Below are 17,649 nucleotides of genomic sequence, written 5' to 3' on the forward strand. Positions count from 1 at the left end.
TACCGGCCGGTGAAAACCCGGCTCAGTCGCCCAACGATGCGCGGACGGCCCCTTGGAGGAACAATGTCGCACATCCTGTTATTGACGAACAGCACCGGTTCTTCGGTGGACATCCTGCCTGCCCTGGAGCTGCTGAACCACCGGGTCCACATCCTGCCCGCCGAGCCCACAGCCCTGCTGGAAACGGACCCCTGCGACATTGTGCTGCTGGATGCCCGCAAGGACCTGGTGGGCGCCCGCTCCCTGACCCAGCTCCTGAAGGCCACCGGGCTCAGCGCACCCCTGGTCCTGATCCTGACCGAGGGCGGCATGGCTGCCGTTTCCTCCGCCTGGGCCGTGGACGACATTGTGCTCGAATCCGCCGGCCCGGCCGAAGTGGAAGCACGCATCCGGCTTTCCGTGGCCCGGGCGGTCCCGGAGAAGGACGACGCACCCAGCGAGATCCGCGCCGCCGGCGTGGTGATCGACGAGGCCAGCTACACCGCCCGCGTCAACGGCGCCCCGCTGAACCTGACGTTCAAGGAATTTGAGCTCCTCAAATACCTGGCCCAGCACCCTGGCCGGGTTTTCACCCGCCAGCAGCTGCTCACCGAAGTCTGGGGCTACGACTACTACGGCGGCACCCGGACTGTGGACGTCCACGTCCGGCGGCTCCGCGCCAAGCTCGGCGCGGACCATGAGAACCTCATCAGCACTGTCCGCAACGTGGGGTACCGGCTCACCCTGGTGCGGCAGCAGGAAGACGAGCTCACCGAAGCCTGAGCCTTGGCCGGGTTCGGCGTATAGCCTTGCATCATGACTCCTGCGCACCCCGAGAAATGGCCGGTCCACCTTGTCCGAGGCGGGGTTGACCGGCAACTCCTTGACGATTGCCGCAGCCTCCTGGCCGCGGCGGAGGAATCCGACGGCAACCCGTCCATCTCCGAACAGACGTGGGTGTTCCTGCGGGCCGGGGATTCGGCCGCGCACTCCCTGCTGACCCTGGCCCTGTACGCCCCGGACGAGGACTCCGATCCTGCCACCGGCCAGGACCTGGCCGGATTCGCCGTGGTGGTGGCCGAAACGGACGGCGAATCGGTCCTGGAGATCGCTGTACACCCCGCCTACCGCAACCAGGGCGTGGCGGACCGGCTGGTGGGCGCACTGCAGGAAAACCGCGGACTGGACCGGTTGAAGGCCTGGTCCCACGGAAACCATGAGGCCGCCGCCGAACTCGCGGCCCGCTACGGCTTCGGCCCGGTGCGTGAACTGTGGAAGATGCGTCTGGCCACGGCGGACGCCGACCTGCCCGGTACTGCATTGCCGGAAGGTGTGGCCATCCGCGCCTTCGAACCGGGCCGGGACGAGGACGCCTGGCTGGCCGCCAACAAAGCCGCGTTTGCCCACCACCCGGAGCAGGGCAACCTGACGCGGGCCGATCTCGACGCCCGGATGGCTGAGGAATGGTTCGACCCGGCCGGTTTCCTGCTGGCCGAGGATGCGGACGGCCTGCTTCTGGGCTACCACTGGACCAAGGTGCACCCCCGGCATGGGCAGCACCCCGCCATCGGTGAGGTGTATGTGGTGGGCGTGACCCCGGCAGCGCAGGGCATGGGCCTGGGCAAGGCCCTGACGGTGGCCGGCATCCGGCACCTGCAGGAGCGTGGACTGCACGCCGTGATGCTTTACACCGACGCGGGAAACGCCCCGGCGGTGTCGCTGTACCGTTCCCTGGGGTTCACCCGTTGGGATATGGACGTGATGTACGGTCCGTTGGCCAAAAGTTAATCCAAACGTCTGACACATGCCCCGGCAGGGGCGAAATCCGGGCCGGTCCGGGAAGTGAATGCTTGTAAGGTTGATGGAGAACTGCGCAGGCCGCAAGGCAGCTTTTTTGCGCCAGGTAGAAGGAGAAACCATGACCCCGGAACCGTCCGGAACAGCGACGTCGAAAAACGTTGCAGTCCCTGTCCGCGCACGCTTCGGCTCGTCCGAGGTTCCGGCGTCCCGGGCCACACAGGACCGGATCGACATTCCCGAGTTTGCGCCGAACCCGCAGCCTGAAGGTGACATCCGGCCGGACCGTTTCCTGGACCGCGAGCTGAGCTGGCTCAGCTTCAATTCACGGGTCCTGGAACTCGCCGAGGATCCCACCCTGCACCTGCTGGAACGCGTCAGCTTCCTGTCCATCTTCGCCTCCAACCTGGACGAGTTCTTTATGGTCCGCGTGGCCGGCCTGAAACGCCGCATCGCCGCAGGCCTGGCACTGCCCTCCCCCGCCGGGCTGAGCCCCATGGACGTCCTGGAGCGCATCAGCGAGGAGGCGCACCGGCTGCAGCAGCGCCACGCGCAGGTTTTCGCCGAGCAGATCCGCCCGGCCCTGGCCTATGAGCACATCCACCTGATGCACTGGGAGGAACTCGACGACGCCGCCCAGCACCAGCTGAGCATCATGTTCGCCGAAAAGGTGTTCCCCATCCTCACGCCGCTCGCGGTGGACCCGGCGCACCCGTTCCCGTACATTTCGGGCCTGTCGCTGAACCTTGCCGTGGTGGTCCGTAACCCGGTCAGCGATAAGGAACTCTTCGCCCGCCTCAAGGTGCCGGACCAGCTGCCGCGCCTGATCTCCATCGACGGCCCCCGGGCCGGTGCAGTGGCGGGCCGGGTGGCCAGATTCATCGCCCTCGAGGAAGTCATCGCCGTTCACCTGGACAAGCTGTTCCCCGGCATGGAGGTCCTGGAGCACCACACGTTCCGGGTCACCCGCAACGAGGACCTGGAGGTGGAGGAGGACGACGCCGAAAACCTCCTCCAGGCGCTGGAAAAGGAACTGCTGCGGCGCCGGTTCGGCCCGCCCGTCCGCCTCGAAGTGGCCAACGACATCAACCCCAACATCCGGGCGCTGCTGATCCGAGAGCTGGGCGTGGAGGAGTCCGAGGTGTACTCGGTCCCCGCTCCCCTGGACCTGCGCGGCCTGTCCGTGATGGCCGGGATCGACCGGGCGGACCTGCATTACCCCAAGCACGTCCCGCACACTTCGCGTTACCTCAACGAGTCCGAGACGTCCAAGGCAGCCAACGTCTTTGCCGCCATGCGCCGCCGCGACATCCTGCTGCACCACCCGTACGATTCGTTTTCCACGTCGGTCCAGGCATTCCTGGAGCAGGCCGCCGCAGACCCCAAGGTCCAGGCCATCAAGCAGACCCTGTACCGCACCTCGGGTGACTCCCCGATTGTCGATGCCCTGATCGACGCTGCGGAGGCCGGCAAGCAGGTCCTGGCGCTTGTGGAGATCAAGGCCCGGTTCGATGAGCAGGCCAACATCTCCTGGGCCCGCAAGCTGGAGCAGGCCGGCGTGCACGTGGTGTACGGCATCGTGGGCCTGAAGACCCACTGCAAACTGTCCCTGGTGGTCCGCCAGGAAGTGGACGGCCTGCGCCGGTACTGCCACATCGGCACCGGCAACTACCACCCCCGCACCGCCCGGTACTACGAGGACCTGGGCCTGCTCACCGCCAATGAGCAGGTGGGTGAGGACTTGTCCAAACTCTTCAACCAGCTCTCCGGCTACGCCCCGAAGTCCACGTTCAAGCGCCTGCTGGTGGCGCCGCGCTCGGTCCGCTCAGGACTGATCGACCGGATCGAAACCGAAATCCGCAATGCCCGGGCCGGCGTGCCGGCCCGCGTGCAGATCAAGGTCAACTCGATGGTGGACGAAGCCATCATCGACTCGCTCTACCGCGCCTCACAGGCCGGGGTGAAGGTGGACGTGGTGGTCCGCGGCATCTGTTCGCTGCGCCCCGGCGTCGAAGGCCTCAGCGAGAACATCACCGTCCGCTCCATCCTGGGCCGGTTCCTGGAGCACTCCCGCGTGTTTGCCTTCGCCAACGGCGGGGACCCCGTGGTGTACATCGGCTCGGCCGACATGATGCACCGCAACCTGGACCGCCGGGTCGAAGCCCTGGTCCAGCTGGCCAGTCCCGACGACGTGGCCTACGTCCTGGACCTGCTGCGGCGCTACATGGCACCGGAGACCGCGAGCTGGCACCTGGACAACCAGGGCGTGTGGACCCGCCACCACCTGGACCCGGACGACAAGCCGCTGGAGGACGTCCAGTCCTGGCTGCTGGCCTCCCGGCCCCGGCAGCGCACCCTGAGCCGGCGGTAAGGGCCCCTGAGTTGCCAAGCGATGCACTCACAGCCGACCAGACGGACCATCCGGGGGAACCGATCGCCGTCACGGCGGCCGGCGCCCTGCCGTGGCGTATCACGCGCGATCAGCTGGAAGTCCTCCTGATCCACCGGCCCCGCTACGACGACTGGTCATGGCCCAAGGGAAAGCTGGACGACGGCGAAACCGTCCCCGAATGCGCCGTCCGCGAGGTTCAGGAGGAAATCGGGCTGTCCGCGCCGTTGGGCATCCCGTTGCCGCCGATCCACTACCACGTGGCCTCCGGCCTGAAGGTGGTGTACTACTGGGCGGTCAAGGTCAACGGCGCCAAACTCGTGCCGGACGGCAAGGAAGTCGACAGCGTGATGTGGTGCACCCCCGAAAAGGCGGCCGCCCTGCTGACCAACCCATCCGACGTCGTGCCCCTCGACTACCTCCGCGAGGCGCACAGCCGCGGCCAACTGAACACCTGGCCGCTGGTGGTGGTCCGCCATGCCAAAGCCAAACCGCGGTCCTCCTGGACCCGGGCCGAGGGTGACCGTCCGCTGGCCGCGACCGGGGTCCGGCAGGCGCAGGCGGTGGGCCGGCTGCTGCAGGCCTGGCAGCCCAACCGCGTGGTGACCAGCCCGTGGCTGCGGTGCGTGGCCACCGTGGCGCCGTACGCCAAGGCCAGCGGGGCCAAGGTCAAGATCGCCGAAGCCCTCACCGAGCACCGGCACCACCGCAGCCCGCGAAAGACGGCCGCCGTCATTGACGGCCTTCTGGGCAAGAACCGCGCGGTGGCGGTCTGCACCCACCGGCCGGCGCTGCCCACGGTTTTCGCGCAACTGGCCCGGCATATGTCCGCGCCGCTGGGCAGGCTGCTGCCGGATGCCGAGCCGTTCCTGACACCCGGCGAGGTGGTGGTGTGCCACGTAGCGCCCGGCGGCAGGAACCGCATTGTTGCAGTGGAGCAGTTCAAGCCGTTCGACGACTGATCGGGCCCGGCCGGTTGACCAACCCAAGTTGTGTATCAAATACTTAGTACATTGATTCACGACGTTGGGGGACGAAGTGCCGGTGGATGAACAGCTGATTTTTTCAGTGGACAACGTGCCGCCCGGAATTTTCCTGGGGCCGGTCCTGCTGGCCGCGGGCATCTACATGGTGCTGCGCTGGGTGGTCAGGCTTCCGGGTGGCGGCACGTCACCTGTTTCAGTGACGCAGCATGCCTTATGGGTGGGTGTCATTGGCTGGCTGGCCAGCTCCCTGCAGCCTGCCGGCCAGGCGGGCATCGTGCCCCGCGGCGGCGAAGCCGCGCTGTCCACCCCCGGAGCCATCCTTCCCTTGCTGGCCTGGCCCGTGCTGGGTGTCCTGGCCGTCCATGCCCTGGGCCAGTACAGTTACCCGGGCCCCCGGCTGCCGCGGCGGCAGGCCACCCTGGGCGTGCGCCAGGTCCGCGATTTCCTTCCCCGTCCGCTGGCATGGACGGCCCTGGCCATCGTTGCTGTGTCCGCCATCCAGATCGGCTGGCTCGCCACCCTGCCGGGCTACGCTCCCCTGCAATACGAGGTCCGGCCGGACGGAGCTGCCGGCTTTGTGACCGCTGGCGGGGACGGCAGGATTCCCGGTATCGAGCTGGCGGCCATGCTGGGGTCGGCGCTGGCGCTGCTGGTGGCCGGGACCTGGCTGGTCCTGGTGCTGATCAGCAGGCGCCGGCAGGTGGAAGCCCTGTCCCCGGCGGACAACAACACGCTCCGGACGATTGCCATGAACCGGCTCCTGAGGACGGCGGCGACTATTGCGTCCGGGCTGGCCGCCATCGCGGGCAACCATGCCGCCCGGCCGGAGCCGGCGCTGGGCATCGGGTCGTGGACCAACGTTGCCGGCCTGCTTAACCTTGTGGTGCTGCTGGCCATGTGGTGGTGGGCGCCGCCAAAGCTTTCGGCCGTGCTGCGGCCGGCCCGGCGGGGGCCGGCCGGGCGGGGGCAGGGAGCCACACCGGATACCTCCCAGCCGGCCACCCGGCTGGTGGTGTCCCTGGGACCCGCCATGGCACTGGCCGCCTTGGCCCCCCTGGTTTTTGCGGTGCTGGTTCCCGGCGCAGGGACGCAGCCGGCGGTCTTTGTGGCCGTGGCGGCCGGAGCCATCCTCGCGGTGGTGGCCGGCGGCGAAACGCTGCTGGCCCGGAACCACAGCGCCGCAGGGCTGCCTGCCCAGTGGCCGCCGCAGCCTGCATCGCCCGCCATCCTGTCCACCGCCGCCACCGCAGCCGCGGCCCTGGTGGCGGTCATCGCCGTGGTGGCCGGCAGGCAGTCCCAACTGGGGGTATCCGCGTCCTGGCCGGCAGCCGCCGTCGCCAGCGCCTGCATCCTGGCGTTCTCCGCGCTGCCGCTGGTGCTGGTACGGCGGCGCCGCGGCATCCCGGGTCCAGTCGAGGGCCTGGACGCCGCGCTCCGCGCCATCACCGTGCACCGGGTGGTCAGGACGCTCGCGGCGTTCTTCGCCGTGCAGGCCGGCACGCTGCTCGCCACTGCAGCGCCTTCGCTCCTCCCGGGAGGGCCGCTGGATCCCGGCCCTGGGGCGGGAGCCTGGCAGGCCGCACCCCTGGCAGGAGTGCTGCTGGCAACGGCAGGAGTGGTCATCGCTGTGGTCCCTGTCCGCGCCCTGGCGGGCCACAAGGCGGGCCGGCGCAGCCCTGCCCCGGTGGCATGAGCGCCGGGATCACCGTGGACCTGGGCTCCGCCACGCCGCCCTACGAACAGATCCGCTCCCAGATCAGCTCGCTGGTGGCCATGGGCGAGCTGGCAGCCGGCAGCAGGCTGCCCACTGTGCGCAGCCTGGCCGCCGACCTGGGGATCGCCGCCGGCACGGTGGCCCGGGCGTACAAGGAACTCGACGCCGCCGGCATCGTGGAATCGCGCCGGCGCGGCGGCACCGTAGTCACCGGAAGGGCGCAGTTGCTGCCAACACACGGTGCGGCCGACCCCGCCCTGGCTCCCGCAACGCCGGCGGGTGGCCGGGCGCCCGCGGAGGTGCTGGCCGCCGTCGACCGTTACATCGAACTGGGCCGGAGCGCGGGGCTGGCCGATGAGGTGCTGCTGGACCTGCTCCGTGGCCGGCTCCGGAAGGCCTGAGGCACGCGTCGGCTCTCCGGTGCGGCCGGGATTGCCCAGTAGACTTGATGGCGTGAGCATTCCTACCCCATATGAAGACCTCCTGCGCGATGTGATGGCCTCCGGCACGCACAAATCGGACCGGACCGGGACCGGAACCACCAGTGTTTTCGGCCGCCAGCTGCGGTTTGACCTCTCCACCAGCTTCCCGCTGATCACCACCAAGCGGGTCCACTTCAAGTCCGTGGCGGTGGAGCTCCTGTGGTTCCTCCGCGGCGAAACCAACGTGCAGTGGATGCAGGACCAGGGCGTCACCATCTGGAATGAATGGGCGGATGCGGACGGCGACCTGGGCCCCGTCTACGGTGTGCAGTGGCGCAGCTGGCCCACTCCGGACGGCGGCCACATCGACCAGATCGCCGAGCTCGTGGACAACCTGAAGGCCAACCCGGACTCGCGCCGGCACATCGTCTCCGCCTGGAACGTGGCCGAGCTCAGCGACATGGCACTGCCGCCGTGCCACGCGTTTTTCCAGTTCTACGTAGCGGACGGGAAGCTCTCCTGCCAGCTGTACCAGCGCTCGGCCGACATGTTCCTGGGCGTCCCCTTCAACATCGCCTCCTACGCCCTGCTCACCTGCATGGTGGCGCAGCAGGTTGGCCTGGAACCCGGCGAGTTCGTCTGGACCGGCGGTGATGTGCACATCTACGAGAACCATATGGACCAGGTCCTCAAACAGCTGGAGCGGGAGCCGTACGAGTACCCGCAGCTGCGGATCACCCGGAAGCCCGCCTCGATCTTCGACTACACCCTGGCTGACTTCGAGCTTGTGGGCTACCGGCACCACCCCACCATCAAGGCCCCGATCGCCGTATGAGCGCCGATCCGCAGGACTTTACGGCCCAGCTGGCCGGCTCCGTCACGGGCGTGGGCCTGGTCTGGGCGCAAACGCCGGACGGAGTGATCGGTAAGGACGGGGACATGCCCTGGCACCTGCCCGAGGACCTCAAGCACTTCAACCGCCTCACCGTGGGGCACCCCGTGATCATGGGCCGCAAAACCTGGCTCTCCTTCCCGGACAAGTACCGGCCCCTGCCCGGCCGGACCAACATCGTGATCACCCGGCAGCCGGCCTGGGCCGATACGCCCGAGGCGGCCGGCGCCGTGGTGGTCCCCTCACTCGATGATGCGCTGCTGGAGTCGCAGTTCGTCGACGGCGGTGCAACGGTCTGGATCCTGGGCGGCGGCGAGATTTTCCGGCAGGCCACTGCCCTGGCCAACGTCGCGGTGGTCACCACCATCGATGTAACCACCGACGGCGATACTTTCGCTCCCGAGCTTGGCACCAGTTGGGAGGCGGCCGCCTCAGTCCCTCCGGACGGCTGGCTGACCGCCGTCAACGGCACCCGGTACCGCTTCACCAAGTGGTCAAGAACTGAAGGCTGAACATGCTGAAAAAACCCGAAACCCTCTTTGTCCTGGGCTACATGCTGCTCCCCCTGCTGGCGCTGTTGTCCGCCATTGTGGGCCTGACCATGATCCTGGGCGGCAACAAGATCGCGGGAGCCATCATCCTGGTGGTGGTGACCCAGGTGTTTGCGTTTGGCGCTTTCTACACCATCCGGGCGCGCAAGGCTGCAGTGCTGGCGGAATCGGACCGCGGCTAGCCACAGCTTGTTGGATGGGGAGTCCGCCCCATCGCGTCCGCAGGCCTGCTCCGCCTAGGCTGGGCCGGAACCGTCCGGGGCGGTTGCAGTGAAACGAAAATGGGGGTTGGCCGGTGGCAGGAAACATGTGGGGCGCGGATGTGGCGCAGCTGCGGACGCTCGCGAAGCAGTTCAGCACGTCCGCCGACATGTTGCTGCAGCAGTCCACCCAGCTGACCAGCCAGATCAACAACAATCCCGCGTGGAAGGGCCAGGACGCTGCCCGGTTCCGCTCCGAATGGAACGGCGGCCACAAGAACCTCCTGCAGAAGACCGCCCGACAGCTGCAGCGGGTGTCCAAGGTGCTGCTGTCCAATGCCGACCAGCAGGAACAGGCCAGTTCGGTGGGCGGCCCCGGCGGCTCCGGACCTGGGGGCGGACCCGGCGGCTCCGGACCTGGCGGCTCCGCACCTGGGGGCTCCGATCCCGGCAACCCCGGCAACCCGTCCGGGCCGGACTGGCTGGCCGATCCGGATTCGCCCTTCCGCAACGGCTGGGACATCTACAACCTGGCGAAGGCCTTCCCCAACCTGCGTGCCGGAGTGTTCGACATGGCCGCCATGCTGCACAAGTCCCGGATCGGCGACTACCTGGACCCGGCCGCTTGGCGCGCCTTCCAGAACTCGAACGAGTTCAGCAAATTCTTCAACATGTCCAACAGCCTTTTCGAAGGGAAGTTCCAGGACGTCCTGGGCCTGGCCGAGGACACCAAAGCGTTCAAGTACCTGGACGGGTTCAGCAAGGGACTCGGCGTAGTGGGTGTGGGCCTCGATGGCCTCGACGCGTTCAATTCCTTCCAGGACGGTGAGTACGGCGACGCCGCGTACTCCACCACGAAGGCCCTGCTGGGTGCCGGTTCCTTCCTTCCGCCGCCCGCCGGCACAGCGTGTATGGTGGCCAGCGGTGCCCTGGCGCTCTATGACAACGTCCCCGTCATCCACGACTCCGTGAACTACGTGGGCGGCAAGATCGCCGACGGTGCGGAAGCTGTGGGCGATGCCGTCAGCGACGGCGTCGGCGCCGTCGGCGACTTTTTTGGTTTCTAGGCCTGAGGAGAAACACCAGTGACTGAATCGACAACCACCGTCCCGCCCACCGCGGACCAGGTGTTCCCGGACGCAGCGGGCTTTGGGTTCGCCGAGCTGCTTGTGCTGTTGAACCTCCGCCGCGGCCCGGCCGCTACGGACTCGGCCCGCGCCCTCCGGCTCGAAGCAGAGCTGGCGGACAGCTCGCTGCTCTCCGCCGGGGCTTCATCCCTGGTGGCCCGCGGCGCTGCCAGGGTGGAGGCCGGCGGCGGGCTTTCCGTGGAAGGCCCGGTGGCTGCCCTGGCCGCTGTGCTGACGGCAGCCACCAAAAGGGTGCAGGTCAATCTCCTGACCGCCGATGCCGTGGACAACGTCCTGGCCATCGAGTCCGCCGACTACCGGATGTTGCTGCAGCCCAGGGCCTACCTCAGCTGGTTCGCCATGGCCCAGCGGCCGGACATCACCCCGGCCGAGGCCACCTTCTTTATCATCCGCAAACACCTTGAGGACAACCCCTCGGGCGGGGCCACGGTGCGGCTGCTCGAGGATCCCGCCGCCAACCAGTTGCTGATCAAGCGCACCGGGACCGGCTGGACAGTGGGCTACGGCGTGCTGGACGGCCCGGCGGAAGCCATCCGCGAAGAGCCCGGACTCACAGACACCCAGGTCCTTGACCGCATCCGTTCGATCCGGCAGGACTGAGATGGACAACAGCAACAGCCCGACCGCCGCCGACCAGCAGGTCCGGGCGGACCATGAGCAGGCAGTGGCACACGGCGAAAACCGGGTCCTGATGCGCACCACCGGAGGCCGGCTGCACAGCTATGCCCGGGACGAGCTCGGCGTGGTGACCGCCAGTTCCCACCCCACAGTGCGCTCAGCCGGTGGCCTGCTGGTGATGACCGTCTTCTTCGCTGCGGTGGCAGCCTTTTCCATCCTGTTGGTGACCGGTCCCGCCACCCGCGGCGGCGACCCGATGTGGGGCGCCCTGGTTCTCACCGCGGCAGGCCTGGGTGGTGTGGCCTACGCGGGCCGGCTGGCCGGGATTGCGGCCAAAGCGAAGCGCCTCCGCACCGAACGCGGGGTCCCCGAGCCGAGTGCCAGGCAGTTCGACTGAACCGCGCCGCTGCCAGGTCCCGGGCGCACCCCGCCGGGTGCCGCCGTCGTCCGCGTTTCACGAAACCCCGGCAGTGACGTAACCGACTGCCGACTCCCGGCCGTGAAGTCTAAACTGGACGAATGACTACAGCAGCTACCCCTTCTGTCGGCCTGGTCGGATGGCGCGGCATGGTGGGCTCCGTCCTCATGCAGCGCATGCAGGACGAGGGCGACTTCGCCAACATCAACCCGGTGTTTTTCTCCACGTCGAACGCAGGCGGTGCCGCCCCGTCCTTTGCGGATGGTGCCGGCACGCTTGAGGACGCGTTCGACGTCGACACGCTGGCCAAGCTGCCCATTATCGTGACCGCCCAGGGCGGGGACTACACCAAGCGGGTCCACAGCGAGCTGCGCGGCCGCGGCTGGGACGGCCTCTGGATCGATGCCGCCTCCACGCTCCGGATGAACGATGATTCGATCATCGTCCTGGACCCAATCAACCGCGATGTGATCGACAAGGGCCTGGTCAACGGCACCCGCGACTTCATCGGCGGCAACTGCACCGTGTCCTGCATGCTGATGGGCCTGGGCGGGCTGTTCAAAAACGGCCTGGTGGAATGGGGCACGTCCATGACCTACCAGGCGGCGTCCGGCGGCGGTGCGCGGCACATGCGCGAACTGCTCAGCCAGTTCGGCACGCTCAACGCCGAGGTCAGCACCGAACTGGACGATCCGGCATCGGCGATCCTCGAGATCGACCGCAAGGTCCTGGCGCACCAGCGCACCGACATCGACGCCACCCAGTTCGGCGTGCCGCTGGCGGGCTCCCTGATCCCCTGGATCGACGCCGATCTGGGTAACGGGCAGTCCAAGGAAGAGTGGAAGGCCGGGGTGGAGACCAACAAGATCCTGGGTACCGCCGAGGAAAACCGGATCATCATGGACGGCCTCTGCATCCGGATCGGCGCCATGCGTTCCCACTCCCAGGCGCTGACCCTGAAGCTCCGCGAGGACCTGTCAGTAGCTGAGATCGAGTCGCTCCTGGCCGCCGACAACGAGTGGGCCAAGGTGGTGCCCAACACCAAGGAGGCGTCCATGGCGGACCTGACTCCGGTGGCCGCGTCCGGCACCCTGGACATCCCGGTGGGCCGGATCCGCAAGATGGAGATGGGGCCGCAGTACATCAGCGCCTTCACCGTGGGCGACCAGCTCCTCTGGGGCGCCGCCGAGCCGCTGCGCCGCATGCTCAACATCGCCACCGGCAACCTGTAGCCCCGGTTTCTGCGGCCCTGTCCCGTGTGGACGGCCTTGGGCAGGGCCGCTCAAACGGGTTTGAGCCGCCTGTAGTGGTCAGCCTGCCAGGAAGTCCCGGTAGCGATTGGCAGCCTTCACCAAGGCCGCCTTCGCTGCCGGACCGAGGGACCTGGCGGGGTCAAAAAGTTCAGGAACGACGGCGGCACCCGGCCCAGTACCTGCCAGCGCCCACGTACCGATCACCTCTCCCCCGGCCACCACTGTCTTTTTGAACACCCCGTTGCCGCCGGGCACGATCCGGTCCGCGTACTCCGGGGGGAGGACCAGGCTGCGGTCCTGGTACCCCAGCAGGAACTCGTCAAAACCCGGCAGCAGCAGCAGGGAACGCCCGCCCGGGATGCCGCTGTCCAACAGTGACGCAGTTTCCGGCGACAGCCAATACTCCGTCCCGCCGAACTCCAGCGGAACCAGTTGGCTCCGGATTCCTGCCAGCGCTGCCCGGACTTCCGTCAGCGGGATCTGCGTCCACCAGGCAAAGTCGCGGACCGTTGCAGGCCCGTGGCTGCGCAGGTACCGGAGCAGGAACTCCGCCACGGCCTCCGGCCGGGAGAGCCGGCGCGAGACCGGGATCCAGTCGTCAAAGGCCACCAGCAGCTGCTGGTTTTCGGCCAGCGGGCCCTGGACCAGCCAGCCGTGCCGGCACAGCGTCCCCAGGAGGTGGATCCCCCGCTGGCCCTGCGTGGGCTGCCCTGCGGCCTCGAACTCCTTGAACAGGTCCGTGCGGCTGACCGGCCCACCCGCGCTGATCCGCGCCAGGGCAGCGTCGCGGGACTTTTCAATATCCGGCCAGGTGATGTCCAGCTCCCGGAACCGGGCTGCGATGCTGCGCGTCAGTTTGTCGGCGGTGAGCTCCAGCATCCAGCCCAGGTCCTCGGGCGGCACCAGGTGCAGGGTGCCGCGCATGGGCCAGGACCGGACCACGGTGCCGGCGTTGAGCGCTGCCCGCACATCATTCAGTCCTGCGCCGGGTACCCGGACCCCCACGGCCCACATGGCCGCCGGCAGGTCCTGCGCCTGCATGGCCGTCATCCAGCGGACCGCGTCCGGGACCGAGGCAAAACCGGTCCCGCCCGCGCCGGGCACCGGGCCGGGCGCACCGGCCAGGCCCTGGGCGGCGAGCCGCAGCCTGCCCATTTTCCTGCCGTCCAGCCGGTACCCCGCCGCTGCTGCCATGGCCCCATCCTAGGGGTGCGCCGGACCACGCGGCGAGGGGCACGTCACCCGGACCGTTAGGCTGGACGTATGACTTTGGGGAGTTTGTGGCTTTTGCTTGCGCGCCGGACCCGGCTGTGGATGGCGGGCGGGACGCTGGCCGTCCTGGCGGGGACGGCGCTGGGGCTGCTTTCGCTGACCGCATTTGTGGACAGCGGCAGGTCCGAACCGCTGGCGCTGCTCCCCTCCATGGCCCTGAGCCTTGGCGGCGGCTACTCGGTGCTTTTCCCCGGCATCAGCGCCAGCCGCTGCAACGTCCGGATCCACCGCAACTGGCGGGGGCATCCGCGGACGGGCAGGTTCCTGTGGATCCTCTCGCTGGCCGTTGCCGTGGCCGGCCTGGGCACCTGCATCGCTGCCGGGACAGTGAATCCCCTGGCCCCCGGCGTCCTGGTGTGGATGTTTATGGGCGTCTACCTGGCCCTGGCCGGCTGGGCCACGGCCATCATCGGCGCCTCGGCCGCCGCCCGGCAGGACCAGCCGGAACCACTGCGTGCCGGAGCTAGAGTTCCAGGCCGATAAGCAGCGGCTCGGGGTGCAGGGCAATACCAAAACGGCGTTCGACGCCGGCCCGCACCTCGCGTGCCACGGCCACCATGTCCGCGGCGCTGGCTGCGCCGCGGTTGGTGATGGCCAGCGTGTGCTTGGTGGACAGCGACGCCCGCCCGCCGGAGACACCTGACGGGTCCAGGCCGAAGCCCTTGCCGAAGCCTGCCTGGTCGATCAGCCAGGCAGCGGAGAGCTTGACCAGCCCGCCCTCGCCCGCAGGGTACCGGGGAGCATCGGCCGGCAGTGCCGCTGCGAGGTCCGCAGACACGATGGGGTTGGTGAAGAAGGAACCCGTGGAGGAGGTGTCGGGGTCGGCCGGGTCCAGGACCATGCCCTTGGACGCGCGCAGCCGCAGGACCTCACGGCGGACGTCGTTGGCGTAGGCGCGCTTGCCCGGTTCCACACCCAGCGCACCGGCCAGTTCCGCGTACCGGATGGGGGCGCTCATCCGGCCCAGGGGCAGCTGGAACTCCACTGTCAGCACCACGTAGCGGGGCGAGCCGTTAACGGTGGTCTGCTTGAGGATGGAGTCCCGGTAACCGAACTTGAGTTCGGAGCTGGTGAAGGTCTGCACGGCGTTGCGCTGCCGGTCCCAGGTGCGCACGGCGGCGATGGTCTGGGACACGTCCGAGCCGTAGGCACCCACGTTCTGGACCGGCGTCGCGCCCGTTGAGCCTGGAATCCCGGCCAGCGCCTCGATCCCGGACCAGGCGTGCAGCACCGCGTGCCGGACCAGGGCGTCCCAGTTGTGGCCCGCCTGCACCACCACTGCCACGCCGCCGCAGGAGTCCTCGGCGTTGACGGTAAACCCCTCCGACGCGATCCGGAGGACGGTTCCGGGGAACCCGTCGTCGGACACGAGGAGGTTGGAGCCGCCGCTGATGATCAGCAGCGGGACGCCGGCGGCATCTGCGGTGCGGACGGCGTCGATGATCTCCGCCTCGGTGCGGGCTTCAATGAAGGTGCCGGCCGGGCCGCCGACAGCGGCCGTGGTGAGCTGGGAAAGCAGGGTGGGAGTCACCCATCCACAATACTAGGGAAAGTCAGGCGGCCTTCCGGGCCACGGGTGAGAGCACAAAGCTGACCACCAGCATCACCATCACGGCGAGCAGGGAATGCAGGATGCCCACATGTTCGGCCAGCAGGCCAAGCAGCGGCGGGCCGCACAGGAAAGCCCCGTAACCGATCGTGGACACCACGGAGACCCTGGCGGCGGCCTTGGCGGGGTCGTCGGCAGCGGCGGACATTCCCACCGGGAAGCCCAGCGACGCACCGAGGCCCCAGATGGCCAAGGCCACGTACGCCACCCACGGGACCGGGGCGAAAACGAACAGGCCCAGGCCGAGAACCGCCATCGCGGCGCACCAGCGCATCACCGGCACCCGGCCGTACCGGTCAAGGACCAGCGTCCCGGCGAACCGGCCAATGGTCATGAAGGTGACGAACAGGCCGTACCCGGCTGCACCGGCCGCGTCTGACTGGTGGTGGCCGTCCGCGAGGGCCAGTGCCACCCAGTCGCCGGCGGCACCTTCGGCCAGCGCCAGCCCCAGCACCATCACGCCGAGCAGCAGGGTCCGCCGGTCCCGCCAGGCCTGGGCGATCTGCCGTTTGCTGTCCAGCGGTGCGTCCACCGGCTCCGGCTGGCCGGCCGGGGCGAGCACCGGGATGGGCCCTGTGGCGGGATCGCCGAAGCTGTCCGCCGAATAGGTCCGCTCCCCCGCTACGGGGGTAATGTCGGCACGGAACCAGGACGCCGCCGTCGCCACCGAAACGGCCACCACCGCGCCGGCTGCGGCCAGGTGCCAGAACACGGGAACGGAGATTGCGGCCGCCCACGCGCCCAACCCGGCGCCCGCCACGGTGCCCAGGCTGAACGCACCGTGCAGCCGGGGCATGATGTGCCGTCCGAGGGCACGTTCGACGGCGGCCCCCTCCACGTTCGAGGCGGTGTTCCAGCTGGCTGTTCCCAACCCGATCACTGCCAGGCCGGCGGCTGTAGCCACGGGGCTGGCCAGCACGGAGGTCCCGAAGCCGGCCAGCAGCAGGCCGCAGCCCACCATGATGCTGCCTGTCCGGATGGTGCGTTTGGATCCCAGCCTCAGCACAATCAGTCCCGATGCAGAGACTGACACAAACGAGCCCAGGGTCATGCAGAGCAGGAGCAGGCCGATGTTGCCGGGTGTCAGGTCCAGGCCGTCGCGGATGGCGGGGAGCCGGGACACCCAGGACGCGAAGGCCAGGCCGCTGGCGCCGTACGCCACAACAACGGCGTTGCGCCAGGAGCTGACCTGGGTGGTGGTGGCTGCGGTGGTCAAAGCCGTCGGCTCAGGAAACCCGGACGACGGCCTGGGCCTTCATCAGGACTTTCTGTCCGGCGGCGGTGACGGTGAGGTCCACGCGCGCGGTGCGGGCCTCGGCGTCGAGCTTTCCGATGGTGCCGGTGACCTCGATGGTGGCGCCGGCGTCGGCCGTGCCGGTGGTGTCGGTGACCACCACGGGCTTGGTGAAGCGGGTCTGGAAGTCCATCACGGCGGCGGGGTCGCCGGCCCAGTCGGTGACCAGCTGCACCACGGCGCCCATGGTGAACATGCCGTGCGCGATCACGCCGGGCAGTTCCACGCCGGTGGCGAAGGCTTCGTTCCAGTGGATGGGGTTGAAGTCGCCGGACGCGCCCGCGTATTTGACCAGGTCGGTGCGGCTGACCTCAAGGGTGCGGCTGCCGATTTCCTGGCCGGCGCTGAGTTCGCTGAAGGTGGGGCTCATGGTTACTGTCCCTCTCCGCGGACCAGGATGGAGGATGTTGTGGTGGTGACCTGTTCGCGGCCGCCGGCTGCGTCCACGGCGAAGATTTCGGAGCGGGTGGTCAGCATGGCGCCGCCGCCCATGGCCCGGACGCCGTCCACGTGCAGTTCCGCCACCAGCCGGTCACCGGCGAAGATGGGCCGGTGGTGCGTGAAGCGCTGGTCGGCGTGGACCACGCGCGTGAAGTCGATGCCGGCTTCCGGGTCCTCGATGAGCTGGGCGTCGGCACGCTGGGCGATGATGATGGCGAACGTGGGCGGTGCCACCAGGTCCGGGTGGCCCAGGGCGGTGGCGGCGTCAACGTCGAAGTGGGCGGGGTGGGTGGCTTTGACGGCGCGGGCGAACTCGCGGATCTTCTCGCGGCCAACGTCGTACACCTCGGCGGCAGGGTAGCTGCGGCCCTGCAGGTCCGGATTGATAGTCATGGACTCCAGCCTATCGCCAGCCCGGGGGCAGGACCGTTAGCGGCGCAGGTTCCGGCGGATCGACTGGCCGCGCACCACCATGGCCACGATGTGCAGGACCAGGCCCAGGCCGATCACCGGCAGGGACGCGGTGGCCAGGCCCTGGTTGCCGCTGATGTTGCCCACCAGGTTCAGGCCGATGCCGACGGCGATGAGTCCCATCGCGCTGAAGACCATGACTTTGTAGGAGGTGGGCGCCGTGGCCCAGAATTCGTTCAGCACCGTCCCAGTTTA

20 protein-coding genes are annotated in these 17,649 nt (G+C 68.7%); 14 read left to right on the top strand and 6 right to left on the bottom strand.

Annotation, left to right across the window (positions count from 1 at the left end; genetic code table 11):
• The first annotated feature begins 63 nt into the window (after window positions 1-63).
• From ACRB8A_RS14005 to asd, 13 genes are all read left to right on the top strand, one after another.
• Entirely contained in the window at window positions 64-762 is a 699-nt protein-coding gene (locus tag ACRB8A_RS14005; RefSeq protein ID WP_050685313.1) for a winged helix-turn-helix transcriptional regulator, read from the top strand.
• A gap of 33 nt (window positions 763-795) precedes the next feature.
• Window positions 796-1,767 (top strand): mycothiol synthase, encoded by a 972-nt coding sequence (gene mshD / locus ACRB8A_RS14010; RefSeq protein ID WP_050685314.1) that lies wholly within the window; start codon window positions 796-798, stop codon window positions 1,765-1,767.
• 130 nt (window positions 1,768-1,897) lie between these two features.
• Window positions 1,898-4,147, top strand: coding sequence for an RNA degradosome polyphosphate kinase (locus ACRB8A_RS14015; RefSeq protein ID WP_050685315.1), 2,250 nt, complete (start codon window positions 1,898-1,900; stop codon window positions 4,145-4,147).
• An 11-nt stretch (window positions 4,148-4,158) separates the two neighbouring features.
• Window positions 4,159-5,127, top strand: coding sequence for an NUDIX hydrolase (locus tag ACRB8A_RS14020; RefSeq protein WP_050685316.1), 969 nt, complete (start codon window positions 4,159-4,161; stop codon window positions 5,125-5,127).
• 82 nt (window positions 5,128-5,209) lie between these two features.
• Window positions 5,210-6,844, top strand: coding sequence for a hypothetical protein (locus ACRB8A_RS14025; RefSeq protein ID WP_432244892.1), 1,635 nt, complete (start codon window positions 5,210-5,212; stop codon window positions 6,842-6,844).
• The gene (locus ACRB8A_RS14030) at window positions 6,841-7,266 is read left to right on the top strand and encodes a GntR family transcriptional regulator (protein WP_285240631.1); all 426 of its coding nucleotides are present in this window, start codon (window positions 6,841-6,843) and stop codon (window positions 7,264-7,266) included. Before ACRB8A_RS14025 ends, ACRB8A_RS14030 begins: the two co-directional genes overlap by 4 nt.
• A 52-nt stretch (window positions 7,267-7,318) precedes the next feature.
• Window positions 7,319-8,122 (top strand): thymidylate synthase, encoded by an 804-nt coding sequence (locus ACRB8A_RS14035; RefSeq protein WP_432244893.1) that lies wholly within the window; start codon window positions 7,319-7,321, stop codon window positions 8,120-8,122.
• Window positions 8,119-8,691 carry a dihydrofolate reductase gene (locus ACRB8A_RS14040; protein ID WP_056596951.1) on the top strand — a complete coding sequence of 191 codons (573 nt, stop codon included), beginning with the start codon at window positions 8,119-8,121 and terminating at the stop codon, window positions 8,689-8,691. Before ACRB8A_RS14035 ends, ACRB8A_RS14040 begins: the two co-directional genes overlap by 4 nt.
• A 2-nt stretch (window positions 8,692-8,693) precedes the next feature.
• Complete coding sequence (locus ACRB8A_RS14045) at window positions 8,694-8,912, top strand: NF038396 family protein (RefSeq protein WP_050685320.1); 219 nt, start codon at window positions 8,694-8,696, stop codon at window positions 8,910-8,912.
• Window positions 8,913-9,037: 125 nt separating this feature from the next.
• Window positions 9,038-9,997 carry a WXG100 family type VII secretion target gene (locus tag ACRB8A_RS14050; protein ID WP_432244894.1) on the top strand — a complete coding sequence of 320 codons (960 nt, stop codon included), beginning with the start codon at window positions 9,038-9,040 and terminating at the stop codon, window positions 9,995-9,997.
• Between the two features lie 18 nt (window positions 9,998-10,015).
• Window positions 10,016-10,678 carry a hypothetical protein gene (locus ACRB8A_RS14055; RefSeq protein WP_050685322.1) on the top strand — a complete coding sequence of 221 codons (663 nt, stop codon included), beginning with the start codon at window positions 10,016-10,018 and terminating at the stop codon, window positions 10,676-10,678.
• A gap of 1 nt (window position 10,679) precedes the next feature.
• Window positions 10,680-11,093: a hypothetical protein gene (locus ACRB8A_RS14060; protein WP_056596942.1), complete on the top strand. Its 414-nt coding sequence runs from the start codon at window positions 10,680-10,682 to the stop codon at window positions 11,091-11,093.
• Window positions 11,094-11,215: 122 nt separating this feature from the next.
• A complete protein-coding gene (gene asd, locus ACRB8A_RS14065) occupies window positions 11,216-12,346 on the top strand; it encodes an aspartate-semialdehyde dehydrogenase (RefSeq protein WP_432244895.1) in 1,131 nt (376 codons plus the stop codon).
• 78 nt (window positions 12,347-12,424) lie between these two features.
• Here the strand turns inward: asd and ACRB8A_RS14070 are convergent, their stop codons facing one another.
• Complete coding sequence (locus ACRB8A_RS14070; RefSeq protein WP_432244896.1) at window positions 12,425-13,561, bottom strand: winged helix DNA-binding domain-containing protein; 1,137 nt, start codon at window positions 13,559-13,561, stop codon at window positions 12,425-12,427.
• A gap of 69 nt (window positions 13,562-13,630) precedes the next feature.
• Here ACRB8A_RS14070 and ACRB8A_RS14075 point away from each other — a divergent pair, with 69 nt between their 5' ends.
• Window positions 13,631-14,122, top strand: coding sequence for a hypothetical protein (locus ACRB8A_RS14075; protein ID WP_432244897.1), 492 nt, complete (start codon window positions 13,631-13,633; stop codon window positions 14,120-14,122).
• Here ACRB8A_RS14075 and ACRB8A_RS14080 read toward each other — a convergent pair.
• Genes ACRB8A_RS14080 through ACRB8A_RS14100 form a run of 5 tightly spaced genes read right to left on the bottom strand, consistent with a single transcriptional unit; the run spans window position 14,103 to window position 17,637 of the window.
• Window positions 14,103-15,170 (bottom strand): UDP-N-acetylmuramate dehydrogenase, encoded by a 1,068-nt coding sequence (locus ACRB8A_RS14080; RefSeq protein ID WP_432244898.1) that lies wholly within the window; start codon window positions 15,168-15,170, stop codon window positions 14,103-14,105. The two genes, ACRB8A_RS14075 and ACRB8A_RS14080, sit on opposite strands and share 20 nt — an antisense overlap.
• 22 nt (window positions 15,171-15,192) lie before the next feature.
• A complete protein-coding gene (locus ACRB8A_RS14085) occupies window positions 15,193-16,464 on the bottom strand; it encodes an MFS transporter (protein ID WP_056596927.1) in 1,272 nt (423 codons plus the stop codon).
• Window positions 16,465-16,474: 10 nt separating this feature from the next.
• Entirely contained in the window at window positions 16,475-16,912 is a 438-nt protein-coding gene (locus ACRB8A_RS14090) for a MaoC family dehydratase (RefSeq protein ID WP_050685329.1), read from the bottom strand.
• A gap of 2 nt (window positions 16,913-16,914) precedes the next feature.
• Entirely contained in the window at window positions 16,915-17,376 is a 462-nt protein-coding gene (locus ACRB8A_RS14095) for an FAS1-like dehydratase domain-containing protein (protein WP_432244899.1), read from the bottom strand.
• A 36-nt stretch (window positions 17,377-17,412) separates the two neighbouring features.
• Window positions 17,413-17,637 (bottom strand): DUF3188 domain-containing protein, encoded by a 225-nt coding sequence (locus tag ACRB8A_RS14100; RefSeq protein ID WP_432244900.1) that lies wholly within the window; start codon window positions 17,635-17,637, stop codon window positions 17,413-17,415.
• Between the last annotated feature and the right edge of the window lie 12 nt (window positions 17,638-17,649).

The organism is Arthrobacter sp. G.S.26 (genome assembly GCF_050847375.1).
GTDB lineage: Bacteria > Actinomycetota > Actinomycetes > Actinomycetales > Micrococcaceae > Arthrobacter.

What these genes read in the sequence shown, in the direction of transcription:
- ACRB8A_RS14005 (WP_050685313.1), top strand. Translation starts at nt 64, where the DNA reads ATGTCGCACATCCTGTTATTGACGAACAGCACCGGTTCTTCGGTGGAC.
- mshD (WP_050685314.1), top strand. Translation starts at nt 796, where the DNA reads ATGACTCCTGCGCACCCCGAGAAATGGCCGGTCCACCTTGTCCGAGGC.
- ACRB8A_RS14015 (WP_050685315.1), top strand. Translation starts at nt 1,898, where the DNA reads ATGACCCCGGAACCGTCCGGAACAGCGACGTCGAAAAACGTTGCAGTC.
- ACRB8A_RS14030 (WP_285240631.1), top strand. Translation starts at nt 6,841, where the DNA reads ATGAGCGCCGGGATCACCGTGGACCTGGGCTCCGCCACGCCGCCCTAC.
- ACRB8A_RS14040 (WP_056596951.1), top strand. Translation starts at nt 8,119, where the DNA reads ATGAGCGCCGATCCGCAGGACTTTACGGCCCAGCTGGCCGGCTCCGTC.
- ACRB8A_RS14045 (WP_050685320.1), top strand. Translation starts at nt 8,694, where the DNA reads ATGCTGAAAAAACCCGAAACCCTCTTTGTCCTGGGCTACATGCTGCTC.
- ACRB8A_RS14050 (WP_432244894.1), top strand. Translation starts at nt 9,038, where the DNA reads ATGTGGGGCGCGGATGTGGCGCAGCTGCGGACGCTCGCGAAGCAGTTC.
- ACRB8A_RS14060 (WP_056596942.1), top strand. Translation starts at nt 10,680, where the DNA reads ATGGACAACAGCAACAGCCCGACCGCCGCCGACCAGCAGGTCCGGGCG.
- asd (WP_432244895.1), top strand. Translation starts at nt 11,216, where the DNA reads ATGACTACAGCAGCTACCCCTTCTGTCGGCCTGGTCGGATGGCGCGGC.
- ACRB8A_RS14070 (WP_432244896.1), bottom strand. Translation starts at nt 13,561, where the DNA reads ATGGCAGCAGCGGCGGGGTACCGGCTGGACGGCAGGAAAATGGGCAGG.
- ACRB8A_RS14075 (WP_432244897.1), top strand. Translation starts at nt 13,631, where the DNA reads ATGACTTTGGGGAGTTTGTGGCTTTTGCTTGCGCGCCGGACCCGGCTG.
- ACRB8A_RS14090 (WP_050685329.1), bottom strand. Translation starts at nt 16,912, where the DNA reads ATGAGCCCCACCTTCAGCGAACTCAGCGCCGGCCAGGAAATCGGCAGC.
- ACRB8A_RS14095 (WP_432244899.1), bottom strand. Translation starts at nt 17,376, where the DNA reads ATGACTATCAATCCGGACCTGCAGGGCCGCAGCTACCCTGCCGCCGAG.